This window comes from Rheinheimera hassiensis (assembly GCF_022436675.1).
GTDB classification, from domain to species: Bacteria; Pseudomonadota; Gammaproteobacteria; order Enterobacterales; family Alteromonadaceae; genus Alishewanella; species Alishewanella hassiensis.
On sequence record NZ_JAKUJZ010000008.1, the window covers coordinates 173,938 to 186,385 of the forward strand.

The following is a 12,448-nucleotide window of genomic DNA, read 5'->3' on the forward strand; positions in this document are numbered from 1 at the left end:
TCTGCTGGTTACGTCAAGATTAATCACTGGCCAGTAGCCAGTGGTCGGCAGTGCATCAAGCGCACAAGATTTGTGCCTGGTTAAACTAAAACAACGACAATCCCAGCTCGTCGGCCAGCTGTTGAATTAACTGCATCGCCACCACCGAGTTACCATAGCTGTTCAGTGGCGGGCTCCAGGCGGTTATCACACCAAATTGCGGCACTATCGCCACAATGGCGCCGCCTACACCACTTTTTGCTGGTAAGCCGACTTTAAAGGCAAACTCGCCGGACTGATCATACATACCACTGGTAGATAAAATGGCGTTTACGCGGTGTGCATCGCGCCGGCTGCAAATTTGCTCGTTGTTTTGCGGCTGTACACCGCGGTTAGCTAAAAACAATAACGAGCGCGCCAGTTGCTCGCAGCTGATTGCGGTGGCGCATTGGTAAAAATAGTGTTCCAGCACTTGCGGCACGTCCGCTTCAATATTACCGAAACTTTTCATCAGATACGCCATAGCTGCGTTACGGTTGCCGTGCTCCAGCTCAGACAAATACACCTGCTGGTCGGCATAAATGGCTTCTTCCCCGGTTAAACGGCGTAAAAAGGTTAAAAAGGCGGTTTTGCTGGCCGAGTAATGGCTAACCAGCACATCGGCCACTACAATGGCACCGGCATTAATCACCGGGTTACGTGGTATCCCCTGCTCCCACTCCAACTGTACGATAGAATTAAACGGCTGACCGGACGGCTCCATATTTACCCGTTGCCACAGCTCATCGCCCAGCCGGTTCATCGCCATTACCAGACCAAAGATTTTCGAAATGCTTTGCAACGAAAAGTTCTGCTGTGCCGCACCGGCACTATGCAGCCGGCCATCCAGCGTGGCCACGGCTACTGCAGCCTGCTGCGGCGCTACCTGCGCCAGCGCCGGAATATAATCGGCTACTTTGCCACTGCTGTATAATGGCTGGCTCTGCGCTAACATTTGCTGCAACAAGGCACTAAGATCGGTGGTGTTCGTTATCGGCAAGGCTGCCTCCTGCACTATTCTCTATGCTGGCAGTATGCCACAGCAGCAAAGTAACCGGGGCATTTTGCCGCTTTGCATTAGCGCTGAATTTCTGTTGATATAGCATTTTTTGCTTTAGTGAATAACGTCTTATGCTGAAATGGTGCCGCCGTCTGCACAACTGGCTAGGTTTACTGTTGGTAGTACAAATACTGCTGTGGTTTTTAAGTGGCCTGATAATGGCTGTTATGCCGATAGAACAAGTGCGGGGCGAACATTTACACGCTCAGCCTGATACGCAGTGGCATCGTGCCAGCGTTAATCCGGCCGGCGTGTTGGCACACCACAGCAAACAGGCCATTATTAGTCTGAGCCAACAGCTGACACTAAGCGATAACCAGCTTAATGCTGAGCCGGTATATCTGGTAGACGATGCCGGCCAACGCTTTCGATACAGCGCTGTTGACGGCACGTTATTAACGGCATTATCTGAGCAGGACATCACCGCACTGGCGCAAGCGCAATACCGGGGTGAAGGCACGCTTCGCCGGATAACGCTGCTACAACAAGCCCCGGCAGAGATACGACACTTACCAGCACCACTATGGCAATTGCAGTTTGCCGACAGCGACAACAGCATTTTTTATCTCGACCCGGCTACCGGCTCGGTGCTCAGAGTGCGTACAGATGGCTGGCGGTTGTTCGATTTTTTCTGGATGCTGCATATTATGGATTACGACGAGCGCAGCAACTTTAACAACCCGCTGCTTATCAGCACCGCCGCGGCATCTTTACTGTTTACACTAACCGGCATTCTGCTGCTGTGGCAGCGCTACCGGCCCAGACGGCATCAACTACCACCAGGCAAAGTTCAGCCCGGTTAGACGGAGGCGTTATGCTCAAGTGCGACTTGCATGATTATATTGAAATTGTCTGCCTGTACCATTATCCGCTGAAACTGACGCTAAGCTCGGGTGCTGTGCTTAGCGGTACTGCCCTAACCACGCGCTATAACGACCAGCGGCAGGAGTGTTTGGTAATTAAGCAAAGCGATAAAGAACAGCCGGTACTGCTGGAGGATATTACGCTGCTTGAAGTAACGGTAGCCAACCCGCATTTGCAGCAAGTGCGGTTTAAATAAGTTAGATTGCATACTCTGAACACGGAAAACCGAAACAATACGGCTATAAGCCATGCGAGACCGGGCATTATGGCAGCCGTGCAATTTTTACCACCTACAGCAAGGACGTTGCGTTATGCCCGGTTTCGTCAGCAACATGTTAATTGCTGATACCAGTTCAGTGTCTCAAAAGCCATCAATAAGTAGATCAAGTCCTGCTTTGATTTGCTGGCGGTAACTTTGCAAGTTGATTTCCGTGGCTTTTAAACGCTTTGCCGATACAGAAGCAATATCCAGCAAGTCGATATAACTGGCTTGTTCTTCGATAGTGACAGGTATTTGAAACTGCGATAATAAGGCAGCTTTTGTTTGAGGTTTAATCAGTGCTACCAGCAAAACATCAATATTGTGAAACAGGGTATTAGTCAGCACCACAACCCGCAGCTGGTCTATACGGGCAACGCTAAATTGCTGCAGCACTAAATTTGTCCCAACCGCTCGGCAAAAGTACCGTGCTCTGCAACTTGCTGGTTATAGGCTGCTATCGCATCGGCATTTTCTGCCTGCCACAACTCAGCTTTAGCCTGGCTAACCGCCTTGCGCAGCGCATGCTCTAACACCACAGATGGGCTGATATTGAGTGACTTAGCCTCGGCCAATAAGGCCGCATCCACCGAAGTATTACAAGCTGCTTTTGTAGCATGGTTCATACTCAAGCTCCGCTGTTATTTAATAAGCAGCAGTATAGCGCAAATTTTATGCGCAGATAACACGCGCAAAGCTGCTGCCAAATTCTGAAATGCTTAACTTTGACTTACATGATTATATTGAAATTGTCTGCCTGTACCGTTACCTGCTAAAGCTGAACCTATCTCCTAAGGTTCAATAAATAACTCAACCTGCAGCTTTACTCCTTTGCTACCAGCGTATTGCATCACGTCTTGCATTAATTGCTGCCAGTTGGCAAGCGCATCATAATCAGTTGTTACCTGGCTACCGGTGCAAAAACGCCACACAGTTGGCTCAGTCAGGGTATCCACAATATCCAGCAACAGATCATAAGCGGCATCTAAATTTGCGCCAAAATAATCGGGAAACGAAAAATGCCGTTGCAGGCTGGCCATTATTGCCTGTTTGCTTAGCATGCCATCTTTAGCAAGGCAAATGGCATCCGACGGCGCTGCGATATGCTGCAGCAAAACACTGCCGTTATTGTCTTGATATGTCATGGCGCACCAGAAATTATTCGAAATGAGCTGTAATGATCTTCGGTGTAATAATACACGTCCGGCGGATTACCACCGGTAACTACCCGCCTCGGCCCCCGGTGTGACAGGCCTGGCGTATCAACCGTATATTCGCGGTAGTAACCGCTGGGTTTAATCGGCAACAGGCGTTCTCTGTTGTGAAAAGTAATGCCATCACGATCATAAGGAAAAGGGCCGTTATCACGGATCCGCAGTAGCGTTTTTTCTAGCTCACGCTCCTGAGCAAACAGATGTTGTGGCGGGCTGTCGCTCTGCTGCGTTACGGCCTGTTGAGAACCGCCATTAAAGCTATCGCTTAAATTGCTACCTTGAAAATGGTAGATGCCAGCCAGCACCAGCAATATCAATAGAAACTTTTTCATCAGAAATCCTTTTCAACCTTGTTTAGCTTAATCGTTACAAACAATACCCAGCTTTCATCAGATTTAACAACAGAAATTGCTGCTCCGCCGGTAATACATTGCAGCAGTTTCAGGTCGAATTTATGTTTTCATCGTAACTTGCTGCATATGCAGCTTAGTTAGCCGCTATGTAGCATCCAACGCCACATTTGGCTTTGCGTTGTACCAATTAACAATTGGGCCTGACCCTCAACGTTAAAAATGCCACGCATACTGACATTGGCAACTGTTTCAGGGGAAGTCCACCTGGCCAATACCGCCAGCTATTTGATATTTGGCCACAATACCAATCGCTATGTGCATGTATGTGTGATGATATTCGGCGTGCTGATATTGCCCTTGATGCTTATTGGTACCGTAACCAATATGCTAATTACTCCGGCTTTATTTTCCGCGTTACAACTTTTAGCTTTAGCGTTAAGCACAGCGGCTACAGTATATTTATTCTGGCTTTGGTATCTGGAAACTAAGCAACCGGAGTCCATTCGCACGGATGTCTTCAGTAATTCTGATTTACCCCGCTGGCAGCTGGTTGCAGCATTGTTCTGATTGCCTGCCTTGTTTATATTTATCCCGTTGGTATATGGTGCGCCTTACGTTTTGCACAGTCTCAGCGGCAACTATGCCAGCCTGGATTTAGTTGTTGGCAACAAAACATCGTCTTATCATCAAAGAGGTTGCAAACATGGGTTGCTTTAAGTTTGCTAAATGGCTATGGTTGTCGCCATTGGTACCCGGTACTTTTTACATGAGAAATTAACTTTGTTTAGCGTAATAAACCTCATACAGAACTTCCCTCTCGCCTTCCAGCCTTAAACCGGGCGCACTTGTTGCGTCCGGTAGTGACACCTTTAAACAACTAATCTTTCACCGTTATAACCTCTTCTACTTATATTGGAGGCTGAATGCTATTGCGTCAGTTCTGGGCAGATCCCGGCTTGCTAAACGTAACCGCCCGGCAAACATTATTACCTTCCGGTCATTCACCTATATCACCGGTAATTCAACAACAATCCCTTAGCCGCCCAGCACGGTTACGTGCAGCTGCGCAAAAAAACGTAGCTTTGCATGCAGCGGCAGGTTGCACGGTGCAGCTGGTATCAATGCAGGATGAACTACGCTGTTGTTTCAAACTGGTCACAACCCCTGACCCAGATATAAGCAAAGGAGAGCTATCCGAGCTATCACCACTTGGACAAGCCATGCTGGGCAAAGGAATTGGTGAACAGGTAAAGTTGAAAATCCCGGGCGTTAACGTGCATTTTCTTATTACGGATATCCTCGGTGACTTATAACGCCGGGTAAAACGCAATATCACCCATATTCAAAGGAGGTTTCAATTTGAAGCACTTAGGCTCGCAGCACGGTTTTGCACAATAGTGATACGCCAGCCAAGATTGTAGCCCGCTGCGACTGCAACACTAGCTGGTTATTGTTCAGGAGTATTTTCATGAGTAAGCAAAATACCAAAAAGAAGCCGCAACACGACATTAAAGAAAAGCGCCGGCTTAAACGTGAGAAGCGTACTAACGACGCTTAAGTAATTAGCCAATAACCTCTGAGGGTGCAAACGGACTTGCCCCTATTTAAGAACCAAACTTTAACTTTCCAGGCCTGATCATCAGGGTTTATTACGCCTCATAATGCCAGGCCATGATTACGTATATTACACCAGCAAATGGAAGCCACCCGGCACTTGTTTGAACAGTAACTTCTGTTACCCTGAAAAACATCATACGGGGCTTGCGCGATGGTCGCGCTGTCACTGTAAAAGCCTGACTTATCCCCCAGCATCAGGCACGCACCACCTTTACCACCTACAGTAAGGACTCCGCTTTATGCCCAAAATCCTGATCACTGCGTTTTTAGGCTTGTTAAGCACAACAGCACAGGCCAGCCTCATACAACTGGAACTAAACTGTCACCTGATCCCGCTGGATTATCCCGGTTTCAGTCTGGACGACATAGAAGAGCGCACAGTAATACTGGATGCCGCAAATCCTGCCGCCAAGCCACTGTTCACTGTAAAAGACCATACTTTTCTAGTTAGTGTTAACCGCACAGATATTACCGATGTACCGCATATTCTGGATTTTTATCTGGAGGTACAGCCACCAGCCCCCGCTGCGCCGGTAAGGGCCTATAGTGCATCTTATTTTAGCCCCGGCAGCGGCAAGCATCACGGCCGATTAGAACTGCTGCACTATGGCGATAAAGCTGAACCCTATCCCACGGGCCAGCTGGTATTTGAATGCCAGCAGTATGAGTAAAACATCGCTGTCTCGTCACATTCAGGCAGTTCAGTTGCAATTGAGATATAGCCACAAACTGGCAGTTACGGCAGTAACAGAGTAAACTTTAGCCACTGTCAGGAGGAAATATGACTAAGCCTTATTCCCACAGCGTTAAAGAAAAACCGGTTAAGTTTAAGCCTAAACAGCAGAACTACCAGACCAGTCTGCAGTACGAAGGCATGGTGTTGAAAAAAGAGAACACTGATAAAACCATAGAGCAGTTACGCCGTAAGTATGCGCGATAAATACGGCGTATTGCAGGATAATCTGATCCAATTATTTTTGCAACTGACTCCACATTGAGCTTTGTATCATTGAAACTGCCCTCGAGCGTTGTAAATATCACATCTTGTGTTGACGCTATATCAACCGATTGCTACGATTACGCCATCCAACCCTGAGCAGTAAGCTTGCATCAACTATCTAGATGCATGCCGAGCCTCGGGGTTTTTCTATTTAGAGCTAAAGCAAATGTCTACCGCGATATTGATCGACGGCGCTTTTTTTATAAAGCGCATCCGCCATTTTGAGCCCGCAAACTACTTTAACGCTCAGCGTATCGCCGATTTAGCTGTACGCTGCGCGATGCTGCATTTAAAAGACGGAGAACGGGCCGAGCGTTCACTTTATAGAATATTTTTCTATGACTGCGCCCCGTTGGAAAAGAAAATGCACAACCCGGTTTCTCGCCTTGCAATTGATTTTTCAAAATCTGACGAAGCTAAATTTCGACTTGAACTACATCAGCGACTGCTGAAAAAACGCAAACTGGCTTTAAGGCTTGGCGAACTGTCGAAGGCTTCGGAATGGGTGATAAAACCATTGGTAGCTCAGTCCATATTAAAAGGTCAGCGCAACTTAGCAACGGCTCCTTTGCTGGAGTCAGAGGTTACTATCAGTACCCGTCAAAAAGGCGTAGACATGCGTATTGGTATTGATATCACTACGCTGACCTTAAAGCAGCAGGTTAACCAAATTATCCTCATCGCCGGAGACTCTGATTTTGTGCCCGCAGCAAAGTTGGCCCGACGCGAAGGAGTCGATTTTATCCTTGATCCCATGTGGCAAGTTGTTCCGGCAAAGCTAAACGAACATATCGATGGCTTACGCAGCACTTATCGAACAAAACAAAATGGAGCTGCTGCACACGGCCAAAGCGATACAGATGACGCGGCAAATGCTCAATAAATAAATGCAAATAGCGGTGCTATGTCCGATACCATTTTTAACGGTTGATAGCTAAGCCGCCTCACGCTTTCTTACCTGAGCCAGGTGCAATTTACTCAGCACTTTTTTGCCTGCCTTGGCCATATTTAACCTAGCGCTAAACTGGAGCAGCTGGTCATCGCTAAAACACGGCTGAGTGAAGCGGTTAATGTAATCCCCTACCAACTCGGTATACATTACGTTTTGCGGTATTTGAAATTTAAACTGCGCGCGCAGGCTAAAAGCAACAACTGAGTGCACGCTATCGCCGTCTTTGCCGCTTAAACCAAGCAGCTGTTTAACCGCTTCAGTGTGTTTATAGTTTTGGTGCAGCGGGTTCATAAACTGATGCTTGCTGCGAAAGCGCTGTACCGTCCACTTTGGTTGCTTTTCACCGCCAAAAATCCAGCCACGGTAGTTTTTAACCGCTATAACAAAGATACCAAAGGGGCTTAATACCAGGTGGTCTACCTCGGTAAAATCACCTTTTTCTGCCGGTATTACCAAATTGCGATAGTGCTGATAGCTGGCTGGTAGCTCGCTCACCAAAACCCGGTGTAGCGCCCACTCGCCAAGCGCGCCTTTGATGCGCGCGGCATAACGGCCAGCGAGAAACGCCAGCAAACCAATAACAATGGCAAACAGCAGCACAAATGCCAGCATGCCGCCCAGCAGTGCCAGCACAGGGGCAAATAGTGCTTTTAGCACATCAGCAGGCTTTGGCGGCACGGCAGGCGCCGGTTTAACCGGCGGCGGTGTTGCGGCTTTAACAGCAACATTAGCGTTAACCGGCTTTGTTGTTACAGTGTTTTTAACGCTGCCAACGGTGATGGTTTTGGCTGGAATATTAGTAAGCACCAAATCTTTTACCGGTGCCGGTATCGGGTTTTGGCAGTGGTTATCAACTTCCCGCTTAGCGCTTTGGTAGTTATGGCTATTCGGCTGAGCTGAAAATTGCACCATTTGGTGCTGCAGCAGCAAACACGCCGCTTCGGTGTATTGCTTTTGGCCAAAGGCCAGCGGGGAGATAGGCAGTAATAGCGGTAAAGCAAAACGCATCCAGCGCATAAAACGTCCCTGATTTATGGAATGCTGATGCTAGCAGGGTAAAAAGCTATGAGCAATAAGCAATGTCTAAGCTCTATGATAGTTGTAGCTAATTAAATAAAACCCATTCCACAGCCACAAAAAGAACAAATAAGTTACATATTTGCAATTTTGCATTATTATCAGTTGATAGCTTATGTATTTGTTCTAATAGCACGGAGGCAAATTATGGAAATATATCTGTTAGCGCGCGATTTGAATGGTGTGCCGGTAGGTCGGCACCAATTCTTTGTTATTTTAACCGGCGATTCACAACAAACTTTTCGCTTGTCGCACTCCAATCAGACACTAAGCAGCCGTAAAATCGGCAAGCAATATGGCCTCGTATTGGGCGCCCAGAATGTCGCATCTACCGGAACATCAGCACCAAAATATAACCGGCTTACTTTTGTGCCATTCGAGCGGGCAGACTTGTCATGCGCTATTGAGTACTTTGGTGGCGAAGCGTCGATCTTATCCGGCCAGTTTGGCTATCAAAAGGCTGAGGCAAGGCGTATCCATCCCCGACAAGGTTACACAGAACAACAATTGGCTCAGGCAATTCTGACAGCAATAGATTTTTATGTTGTAAATGAAGGCAGTCAGCCCATAGCATATCCACCACCATGGTTTGGTAAGAACAGTAACAGCTGGACAAACTCTATTCTTGACGTAGTGCCTGCTGATTTACCGAGCGATGCAAAGACAAGACGCAAGCTTGGTGACTTCAATGGTGCAGATGCTGCGCACGATGTTCGCATCCATCAAATGTATTTCAAGGGGCTATGTAATCCATGCACAGTGCAAAATCCGGCTTATCGTTAATTCCTGACACCCTGGCACGCGCTGTTTCAACAACTGCACTGCTGTTTGTCATTGTTGCACTTATCGCAATACTGCGCGGCTTAAGTCAGGATATTACCTACCCGCTGGCCAGTGATGACTGGTATTTAGTGGCTGGTTTTCTCAGCGTCTGGTGCCTTGTTCCGGCCCTGTTGGCAACAGTAATCAGCGCCCTTAGCAAGGTTAGCCACAGCAAAAGCTATATGTTGCTTGGGCTACTCCAAGTCATTTTGTTATATGGCTACAGCTACCATATCCATAAACAGCCAGGCAATGAACTTGGCAGCTCACCACTTATTTTGCTGGTGTATCTGGCAATACCGGTTGCAGCTATTTACTACCCGATGTTTTTCGTGGGTAAGGCTTTTAGTAAATTCCGGCTGGCGGCAGTTTTAACCGCGGCGTTAATGTTAACTTATGCGGTTCTGGGTTGAGATTTAAGGTTAAGTCGAATTTGATATTTGGCTAATAAAGCGGCCGAAGACCGCACGACTGAATATCATCAAGTGACGACAGGCTGGCTGATAATGAGGGCAGGCATACTAGGCGCTGGTTTTGTATTCTGAGTTTAAAATTCTCGCAATACCAATGTCACTGACCCCATCGATTCATTTGGCAGTAACCCACATTCCTTGTACCAGCTAATCCCCAGAAAAATACTTATTGCCAGTGCAATACTTAGCAGCCAGGATTTCATTAATTACTTACTTTAAATCGTTAACGCGACCTTTACGCTTCAGGCCTGCGAAGACCCAGAAAATTTGCAGCTTCGTAGTCATATTGAGTACATTAAAAATCTGCCACTAAGTGTTTACCAATTTGAATCCCGTGGTTGTAGTATCAAACTAATAACTACCAGCATTTTTGCGCAAGTTAATCAGCTGCAGTAAAGCCCCCACTAAAGCGATAGCCCCGGCACAAATAGCCAACATGCCTATCGGCACCTCTAACAAAAGTGCCAAGCCACCTAATGCAGCACCAATAGCACTACCCAGATATAGTGCCGACTCATTGAGCGCAACAGCCAGGTTACCATCGCCTCGCGCCTCGCGTTCATAAAGTAACTGATTATTTTGTGGTACTTGTAATGCCCAACCAGCAGCCCCCCAAAGCACTATTGGCAAGATAGCCAGCCATAGGTCCCAGCGAGCCAATACAGGCAGCAATAAAAATGACAGTGTTAGCGCCAACATGATTAGCAAAGTCATTTTCGAGCCTCCAAAGTGATCAGCAAAAGGCCCGATTAAAAAGCTCCCTAATACCCCGCCAATCCCCCATACCCACAAAAAAGGCGTAACCGATGCCGAGCTATCATAGCTTGCGATCAGCACCGCCAAAAAGGTATACATACCCAGGCTTGAAATCGCTGCCAGCAAAGACACCAAAAGAATCATTGTGACCTGGCCATCCAGCAACAGCGACAACTTACGATGAAAAGGAATAAAATCAGCACCTGGTAGCGCAGGCAGGCGCCAGAATAGCCCCACTAACGCGATCATGCCAAGCAACGCTACCAGCCATAATGCCGACGCCCAGCCCAATTGCTCTGCCAGCACCAGCCCAACCGGTACACCTAATACCGTACCTGCAGCCATGCCTCCCATTACCGTAGCAATAGCTTTGCCCCGACTTTCAGGAGAAACCGAAGCGACAGCCGCAATCCCCAAAGCCAAATAAACACCCGAACCTATTCCCGCCAACACGCGACAAAATAGTAACCAGGTAAAATCTGTAGCCAGCGCACTGGCCGCATTCGCCACAACAAATACCAACAATGCGGTCAATAAGCCGTTACGTTGGTGATTGCCTGGCAATAATGCCACCACCACCGGCGAACCGATACCATAAGCAAGCGTAAAAGCCGTTACTAACTGCGCAGAAACAGCAACAGACACACTGAAAGCTTGCTCAATCATCGGAATAAGCCCTGCGGTAACATACGACGCCATACCAAGCGCAAAGGCGCCCAGGGCAATCAGGTAAACCGTAGCTAATGCCGGAGCCTTAGCGCTGTTAACCGACCTATTTGCATCACGATAATCATGGGTTTTACACATTATTTAGCTCTCCAGATGGGAAAAGCGCCTAGTCTATTACTCCAATTAAACTGTTACAATTTAACAATTTATGCTATTACTTAAAGCAACAGTTGCACTGCGCTAAAAAACTATGAATAAAATCGTGATTAATAAATTGAAACGTACCCGCGAAGAGCTTGCCGCTTTCTTGCGTGCCAAGCGTGAACAACTTACCCCGGCTGATGTGGGCCTACCCAGTGGTAACAGGCGCCGAACCCCGGGCCTGCGCCGGGAAGAAGTGGCTGCACTAGCTGGCGTTGGTTTGACCTGGTATACCTGGCTGGAACAAGGTAGAGATATTGGTGTATCTGCGGTTTTTCTTGATAATCTGGCGCGTGTGCTTAAACTGGATGCTGCTGAACGTCGACATCTATTTCTACTGGCACACGAACGGTTGCCCGCTGAACCCGGCAAAACCTTTTGTCAGGTGCCTCCACTTGTACTGCGGTTAATGGCAGATTTAGCACCGCATCCCTGTTATGTGCTTAATCTTCGCTGGGATGTACTGGCTTATAACCCCCCGGCCGACCAAGTATTCGGTTTTCACCGCCATAGCCCAGCAGAACGTAATTTATTGTGGATGTGCTTTACCGATAGTCAGTTACGAGCCTCTTTATTTGATTGGGAAACTCAGGCAGCTCAACTACTGGCAAGCTTTCGGCGCGACTATGCGCATGCAACCAAAGAAGCCGATATTCAGGCATTGATAAGCAACTTACAAAAAGCTTCACCTGAATTTAAGCTAGGTTGGCAACAGCATGATGTTCAAGAACCCTGTCAGGAAGTAAGCGCATTTCTGGTTGATGGGAATAAGCTTATTTTTGAACATACTTCAATGACCATCGATGCCGATCGTCATCTAAAACTGATGGTGTATGCCCAACAGCAGCAATAAACAGCCCAGCCTCAAAGGTGCATGAGCTCTTCAGGCAGCGCATTATTGGCAATACTACAGCAGGTCTGCTGTTAAACCTATGGGTAGCAGCTAATTAAGGCTGGCATAGTCTGGCGCAGAGCCGCACCAACACTGCGGATAAAAGACCCGGCTAAAGCGGAGAAACTGGCAGCGATATATGAAGCATTGAATAATTGCAGCGCTGAGCATCCGGTGTTTTATGAAGATGAGTTGGATATCCACCTGAACCCGAAAATCGG

18 protein-coding genes and 1 pseudogene are annotated in these 12,448 nt (G+C 47.6%); 12 read left to right on the forward strand and 7 right to left on the reverse strand.

Features of this window, described 5'->3' with window-relative positions; translation table 11 throughout:
• Window positions 1-85: 85 nt before the first annotated feature.
• Complete coding sequence (gene glsB, locus MJX74_RS17965) at window positions 86-1,018, reverse strand: glutaminase B (protein ID WP_240224394.1); 933 nt, start codon at window positions 1,016-1,018, stop codon at window positions 86-88.
• 131 nt (window positions 1,019-1,149) lie between these two features.
• On the opposite strand from glsB, the gene MJX74_RS17970 reads away from it, so the two are divergent.
• Window positions 1,150-1,881: a PepSY domain-containing protein gene (locus MJX74_RS17970; protein WP_240224395.1), complete on the forward strand. Its 732-nt coding sequence runs from the start codon at window positions 1,150-1,152 to the stop codon at window positions 1,879-1,881.
• A gap of 11 nt (window positions 1,882-1,892) precedes the next feature.
• A complete protein-coding gene (locus tag MJX74_RS17975) occupies window positions 1,893-2,138 on the forward strand; it encodes a Rho-binding antiterminator (RefSeq protein WP_240224396.1) in 246 nt (81 codons plus the stop codon).
• A 165-nt stretch (window positions 2,139-2,303) separates the two neighbouring features.
• On the opposite strand, the gene MJX74_RS17980 is transcribed toward MJX74_RS17975, so the two are convergent.
• Together MJX74_RS17980 and MJX74_RS17985 are read right to left on the reverse strand one after the other, a co-directional pair.
• Entirely contained in the window at window positions 2,304-2,597 is a 294-nt protein-coding gene (locus tag MJX74_RS17980) for a CcdB family protein (protein ID WP_240224397.1), read from the reverse strand.
• The gene (locus MJX74_RS17985) at window positions 2,597-2,827 is read right to left on the reverse strand and encodes a type II toxin-antitoxin system CcdA family antitoxin (RefSeq protein ID WP_240224398.1); all 231 of its coding nucleotides are present in this window, start codon (window positions 2,825-2,827) and stop codon (window positions 2,597-2,599) included. The genes MJX74_RS17980 and MJX74_RS17985 overlap by 1 nt, the downstream gene beginning before the upstream one ends.
• Before the next feature lie 89 nt (window positions 2,828-2,916).
• Between MJX74_RS17985 and MJX74_RS17990 the strand changes: the two genes are divergently transcribed.
• Complete coding sequence (locus tag MJX74_RS17990; protein ID WP_240224399.1) at window positions 2,917-3,006, forward strand: Rho-binding antiterminator; 90 nt, start codon at window positions 2,917-2,919, stop codon at window positions 3,004-3,006.
• On the opposite strand, the gene MJX74_RS17995 is transcribed toward MJX74_RS17990, so the two are convergent.
• Together MJX74_RS17995 and MJX74_RS18000 are read right to left on the reverse strand one after the other, a co-directional pair.
• Window positions 2,993-3,346 (reverse strand): barstar family protein, encoded by a 354-nt coding sequence (locus MJX74_RS17995; RefSeq protein WP_240224400.1) that lies wholly within the window; start codon window positions 3,344-3,346, stop codon window positions 2,993-2,995. The two genes, MJX74_RS17990 and MJX74_RS17995, sit on opposite strands and share 14 nt — an antisense overlap.
• The gene (locus MJX74_RS18000) at window positions 3,343-3,747 is read right to left on the reverse strand and encodes a guanyl-specific ribonuclease (protein ID WP_240224401.1); all 405 of its coding nucleotides are present in this window, start codon (window positions 3,745-3,747) and stop codon (window positions 3,343-3,345) included. The genes MJX74_RS17995 and MJX74_RS18000 overlap by 4 nt, the downstream gene beginning before the upstream one ends.
• A 258-nt stretch (window positions 3,748-4,005) precedes the next feature.
• On the opposite strand from MJX74_RS18000, the gene MJX74_RS18005 reads away from it, so the two are divergent.
• The 5 genes from MJX74_RS18005 (at window position 4,006) to MJX74_RS18025 (ending at window position 7,268) form a co-directional block, all read left to right on the forward strand.
• Window positions 4,006-4,335, forward strand: a complete 330-nt coding sequence (locus MJX74_RS18005; RefSeq protein WP_240224402.1) for a hypothetical protein — start codon at window positions 4,006-4,008, stop codon at window positions 4,333-4,335.
• Window positions 4,336-4,691: 356 nt separating this feature from the next.
• On the forward strand, window positions 4,692-5,081 hold the full coding sequence (locus MJX74_RS18010) for a GreA/GreB family elongation factor (RefSeq protein WP_240224403.1): 390 nt from the start codon (window positions 4,692-4,694) through the stop codon (window positions 5,079-5,081).
• A gap of 543 nt (window positions 5,082-5,624) precedes the next feature.
• The gene (locus MJX74_RS18015) at window positions 5,625-6,056 is read left to right on the forward strand and encodes a hypothetical protein (RefSeq protein WP_240224404.1); all 432 of its coding nucleotides are present in this window, start codon (window positions 5,625-5,627) and stop codon (window positions 6,054-6,056) included.
• A 110-nt stretch (window positions 6,057-6,166) separates the two neighbouring features.
• The gene (locus MJX74_RS18020) at window positions 6,167-6,325 is read left to right on the forward strand and encodes a YhfG family protein (RefSeq protein WP_240224405.1); all 159 of its coding nucleotides are present in this window, start codon (window positions 6,167-6,169) and stop codon (window positions 6,323-6,325) included.
• 226 nt (window positions 6,326-6,551) lie between these two features.
• Window positions 6,552-7,268: an NYN domain-containing protein gene (locus MJX74_RS18025; RefSeq protein ID WP_240224406.1), complete on the forward strand. Its 717-nt coding sequence runs from the start codon at window positions 6,552-6,554 to the stop codon at window positions 7,266-7,268.
• Between the two features lie 51 nt (window positions 7,269-7,319).
• On the opposite strand, the gene MJX74_RS18030 is transcribed toward MJX74_RS18025, so the two are convergent.
• On the reverse strand, window positions 7,320-8,354 hold the full coding sequence (locus MJX74_RS18030; protein WP_240224407.1) for a nuclease-related domain-containing protein: 1,035 nt from the start codon (window positions 8,352-8,354) through the stop codon (window positions 7,320-7,322).
• Between the two features lie 207 nt (window positions 8,355-8,561).
• On the opposite strand from MJX74_RS18030, the gene MJX74_RS18035 reads away from it, so the two are divergent.
• Entirely contained in the window at window positions 8,562-9,197 is a 636-nt protein-coding gene (locus MJX74_RS18035; RefSeq protein WP_240224408.1) for a hypothetical protein, read from the forward strand.
• Window positions 9,167-9,649, forward strand: coding sequence for a hypothetical protein (locus tag MJX74_RS18040; protein WP_240224409.1), 483 nt, complete (start codon window positions 9,167-9,169; stop codon window positions 9,647-9,649). Before MJX74_RS18035 ends, MJX74_RS18040 begins: the two co-directional genes overlap by 31 nt.
• A 411-nt stretch (window positions 9,650-10,060) precedes the next feature.
• Here MJX74_RS18040 and MJX74_RS18045 read toward each other — a convergent pair whose 3' ends face one another.
• Window positions 10,061-11,272 (reverse strand): MFS transporter, encoded by a 1,212-nt coding sequence (locus MJX74_RS18045; RefSeq protein ID WP_240224410.1) that lies wholly within the window; start codon window positions 11,270-11,272, stop codon window positions 10,061-10,063.
• A 112-nt stretch (window positions 11,273-11,384) separates the two neighbouring features.
• Here MJX74_RS18045 and MJX74_RS18050 point away from each other — a divergent pair, with 112 nt between their 5' ends.
• Together MJX74_RS18050 and MJX74_RS18055 are read left to right on the forward strand one after the other, a co-directional pair.
• Window positions 11,385-12,188 carry a helix-turn-helix transcriptional regulator gene (locus MJX74_RS18050; protein WP_240224411.1) on the forward strand — a complete coding sequence of 268 codons (804 nt, stop codon included), beginning with the start codon at window positions 11,385-11,387 and terminating at the stop codon, window positions 12,186-12,188.
• Between the two features lie 90 nt (window positions 12,189-12,278).
• Window positions 12,279-12,448 (forward strand): annotated as a pseudogene (locus MJX74_RS18055) (IS630 family transposase); the annotation flags it as partial.

Bases quoted from the DNA above. Each gene is read 5' to 3' on its own strand.
- MJX74_RS17970 (WP_240224395.1), top strand. From the start codon at position 1,150: ATGCTGAAATGGTGCCGCCGTCTGCACAACTGGCTAGGTTTACTGTTG.
- MJX74_RS17975 (WP_240224396.1), top strand. From the start codon at position 1,893: ATGCTCAAGTGCGACTTGCATGATTATATTGAAATTGTCTGCCTGTAC.
- MJX74_RS17985 (WP_240224398.1), bottom strand. From the start codon at position 2,827: ATGAACCATGCTACAAAAGCAGCTTGTAATACTTCGGTGGATGCGGCC.
- MJX74_RS17990 (WP_240224399.1), top strand. From the start codon at position 2,917: ATGCTTAACTTTGACTTACATGATTATATTGAAATTGTCTGCCTGTAC.
- MJX74_RS17995 (WP_240224400.1), bottom strand. From the start codon at position 3,346: ATGACATATCAAGACAATAACGGCAGTGTTTTGCTGCAGCATATCGCA.
- MJX74_RS18000 (WP_240224401.1), bottom strand. From the start codon at position 3,747: ATGAAAAAGTTTCTATTGATATTGCTGGTGCTGGCTGGCATCTACCAT.
- MJX74_RS18010 (WP_240224403.1), top strand. From the start codon at position 4,692: ATGCTATTGCGTCAGTTCTGGGCAGATCCCGGCTTGCTAAACGTAACC.
- MJX74_RS18015 (WP_240224404.1), top strand. From the start codon at position 5,625: ATGCCCAAAATCCTGATCACTGCGTTTTTAGGCTTGTTAAGCACAACA.
- MJX74_RS18020 (WP_240224405.1), top strand. From the start codon at position 6,167: ATGACTAAGCCTTATTCCCACAGCGTTAAAGAAAAACCGGTTAAGTTT.
- MJX74_RS18025 (WP_240224406.1), top strand. From the start codon at position 6,552: ATGTCTACCGCGATATTGATCGACGGCGCTTTTTTTATAAAGCGCATC.
- MJX74_RS18030 (WP_240224407.1), bottom strand. From the start codon at position 8,354: ATGCGCTGGATGCGTTTTGCTTTACCGCTATTACTGCCTATCTCCCCG.
- MJX74_RS18035 (WP_240224408.1), top strand. From the start codon at position 8,562: ATGGAAATATATCTGTTAGCGCGCGATTTGAATGGTGTGCCGGTAGGT.
- MJX74_RS18040 (WP_240224409.1), top strand. From the start codon at position 9,167: ATGCACAGTGCAAAATCCGGCTTATCGTTAATTCCTGACACCCTGGCA.
- MJX74_RS18045 (WP_240224410.1), bottom strand. From the start codon at position 11,272: ATGTGTAAAACCCATGATTATCGTGATGCAAATAGGTCGGTTAACAGC.
- MJX74_RS18050 (WP_240224411.1), top strand. From the start codon at position 11,385: ATGAATAAAATCGTGATTAATAAATTGAAACGTACCCGCGAAGAGCTT.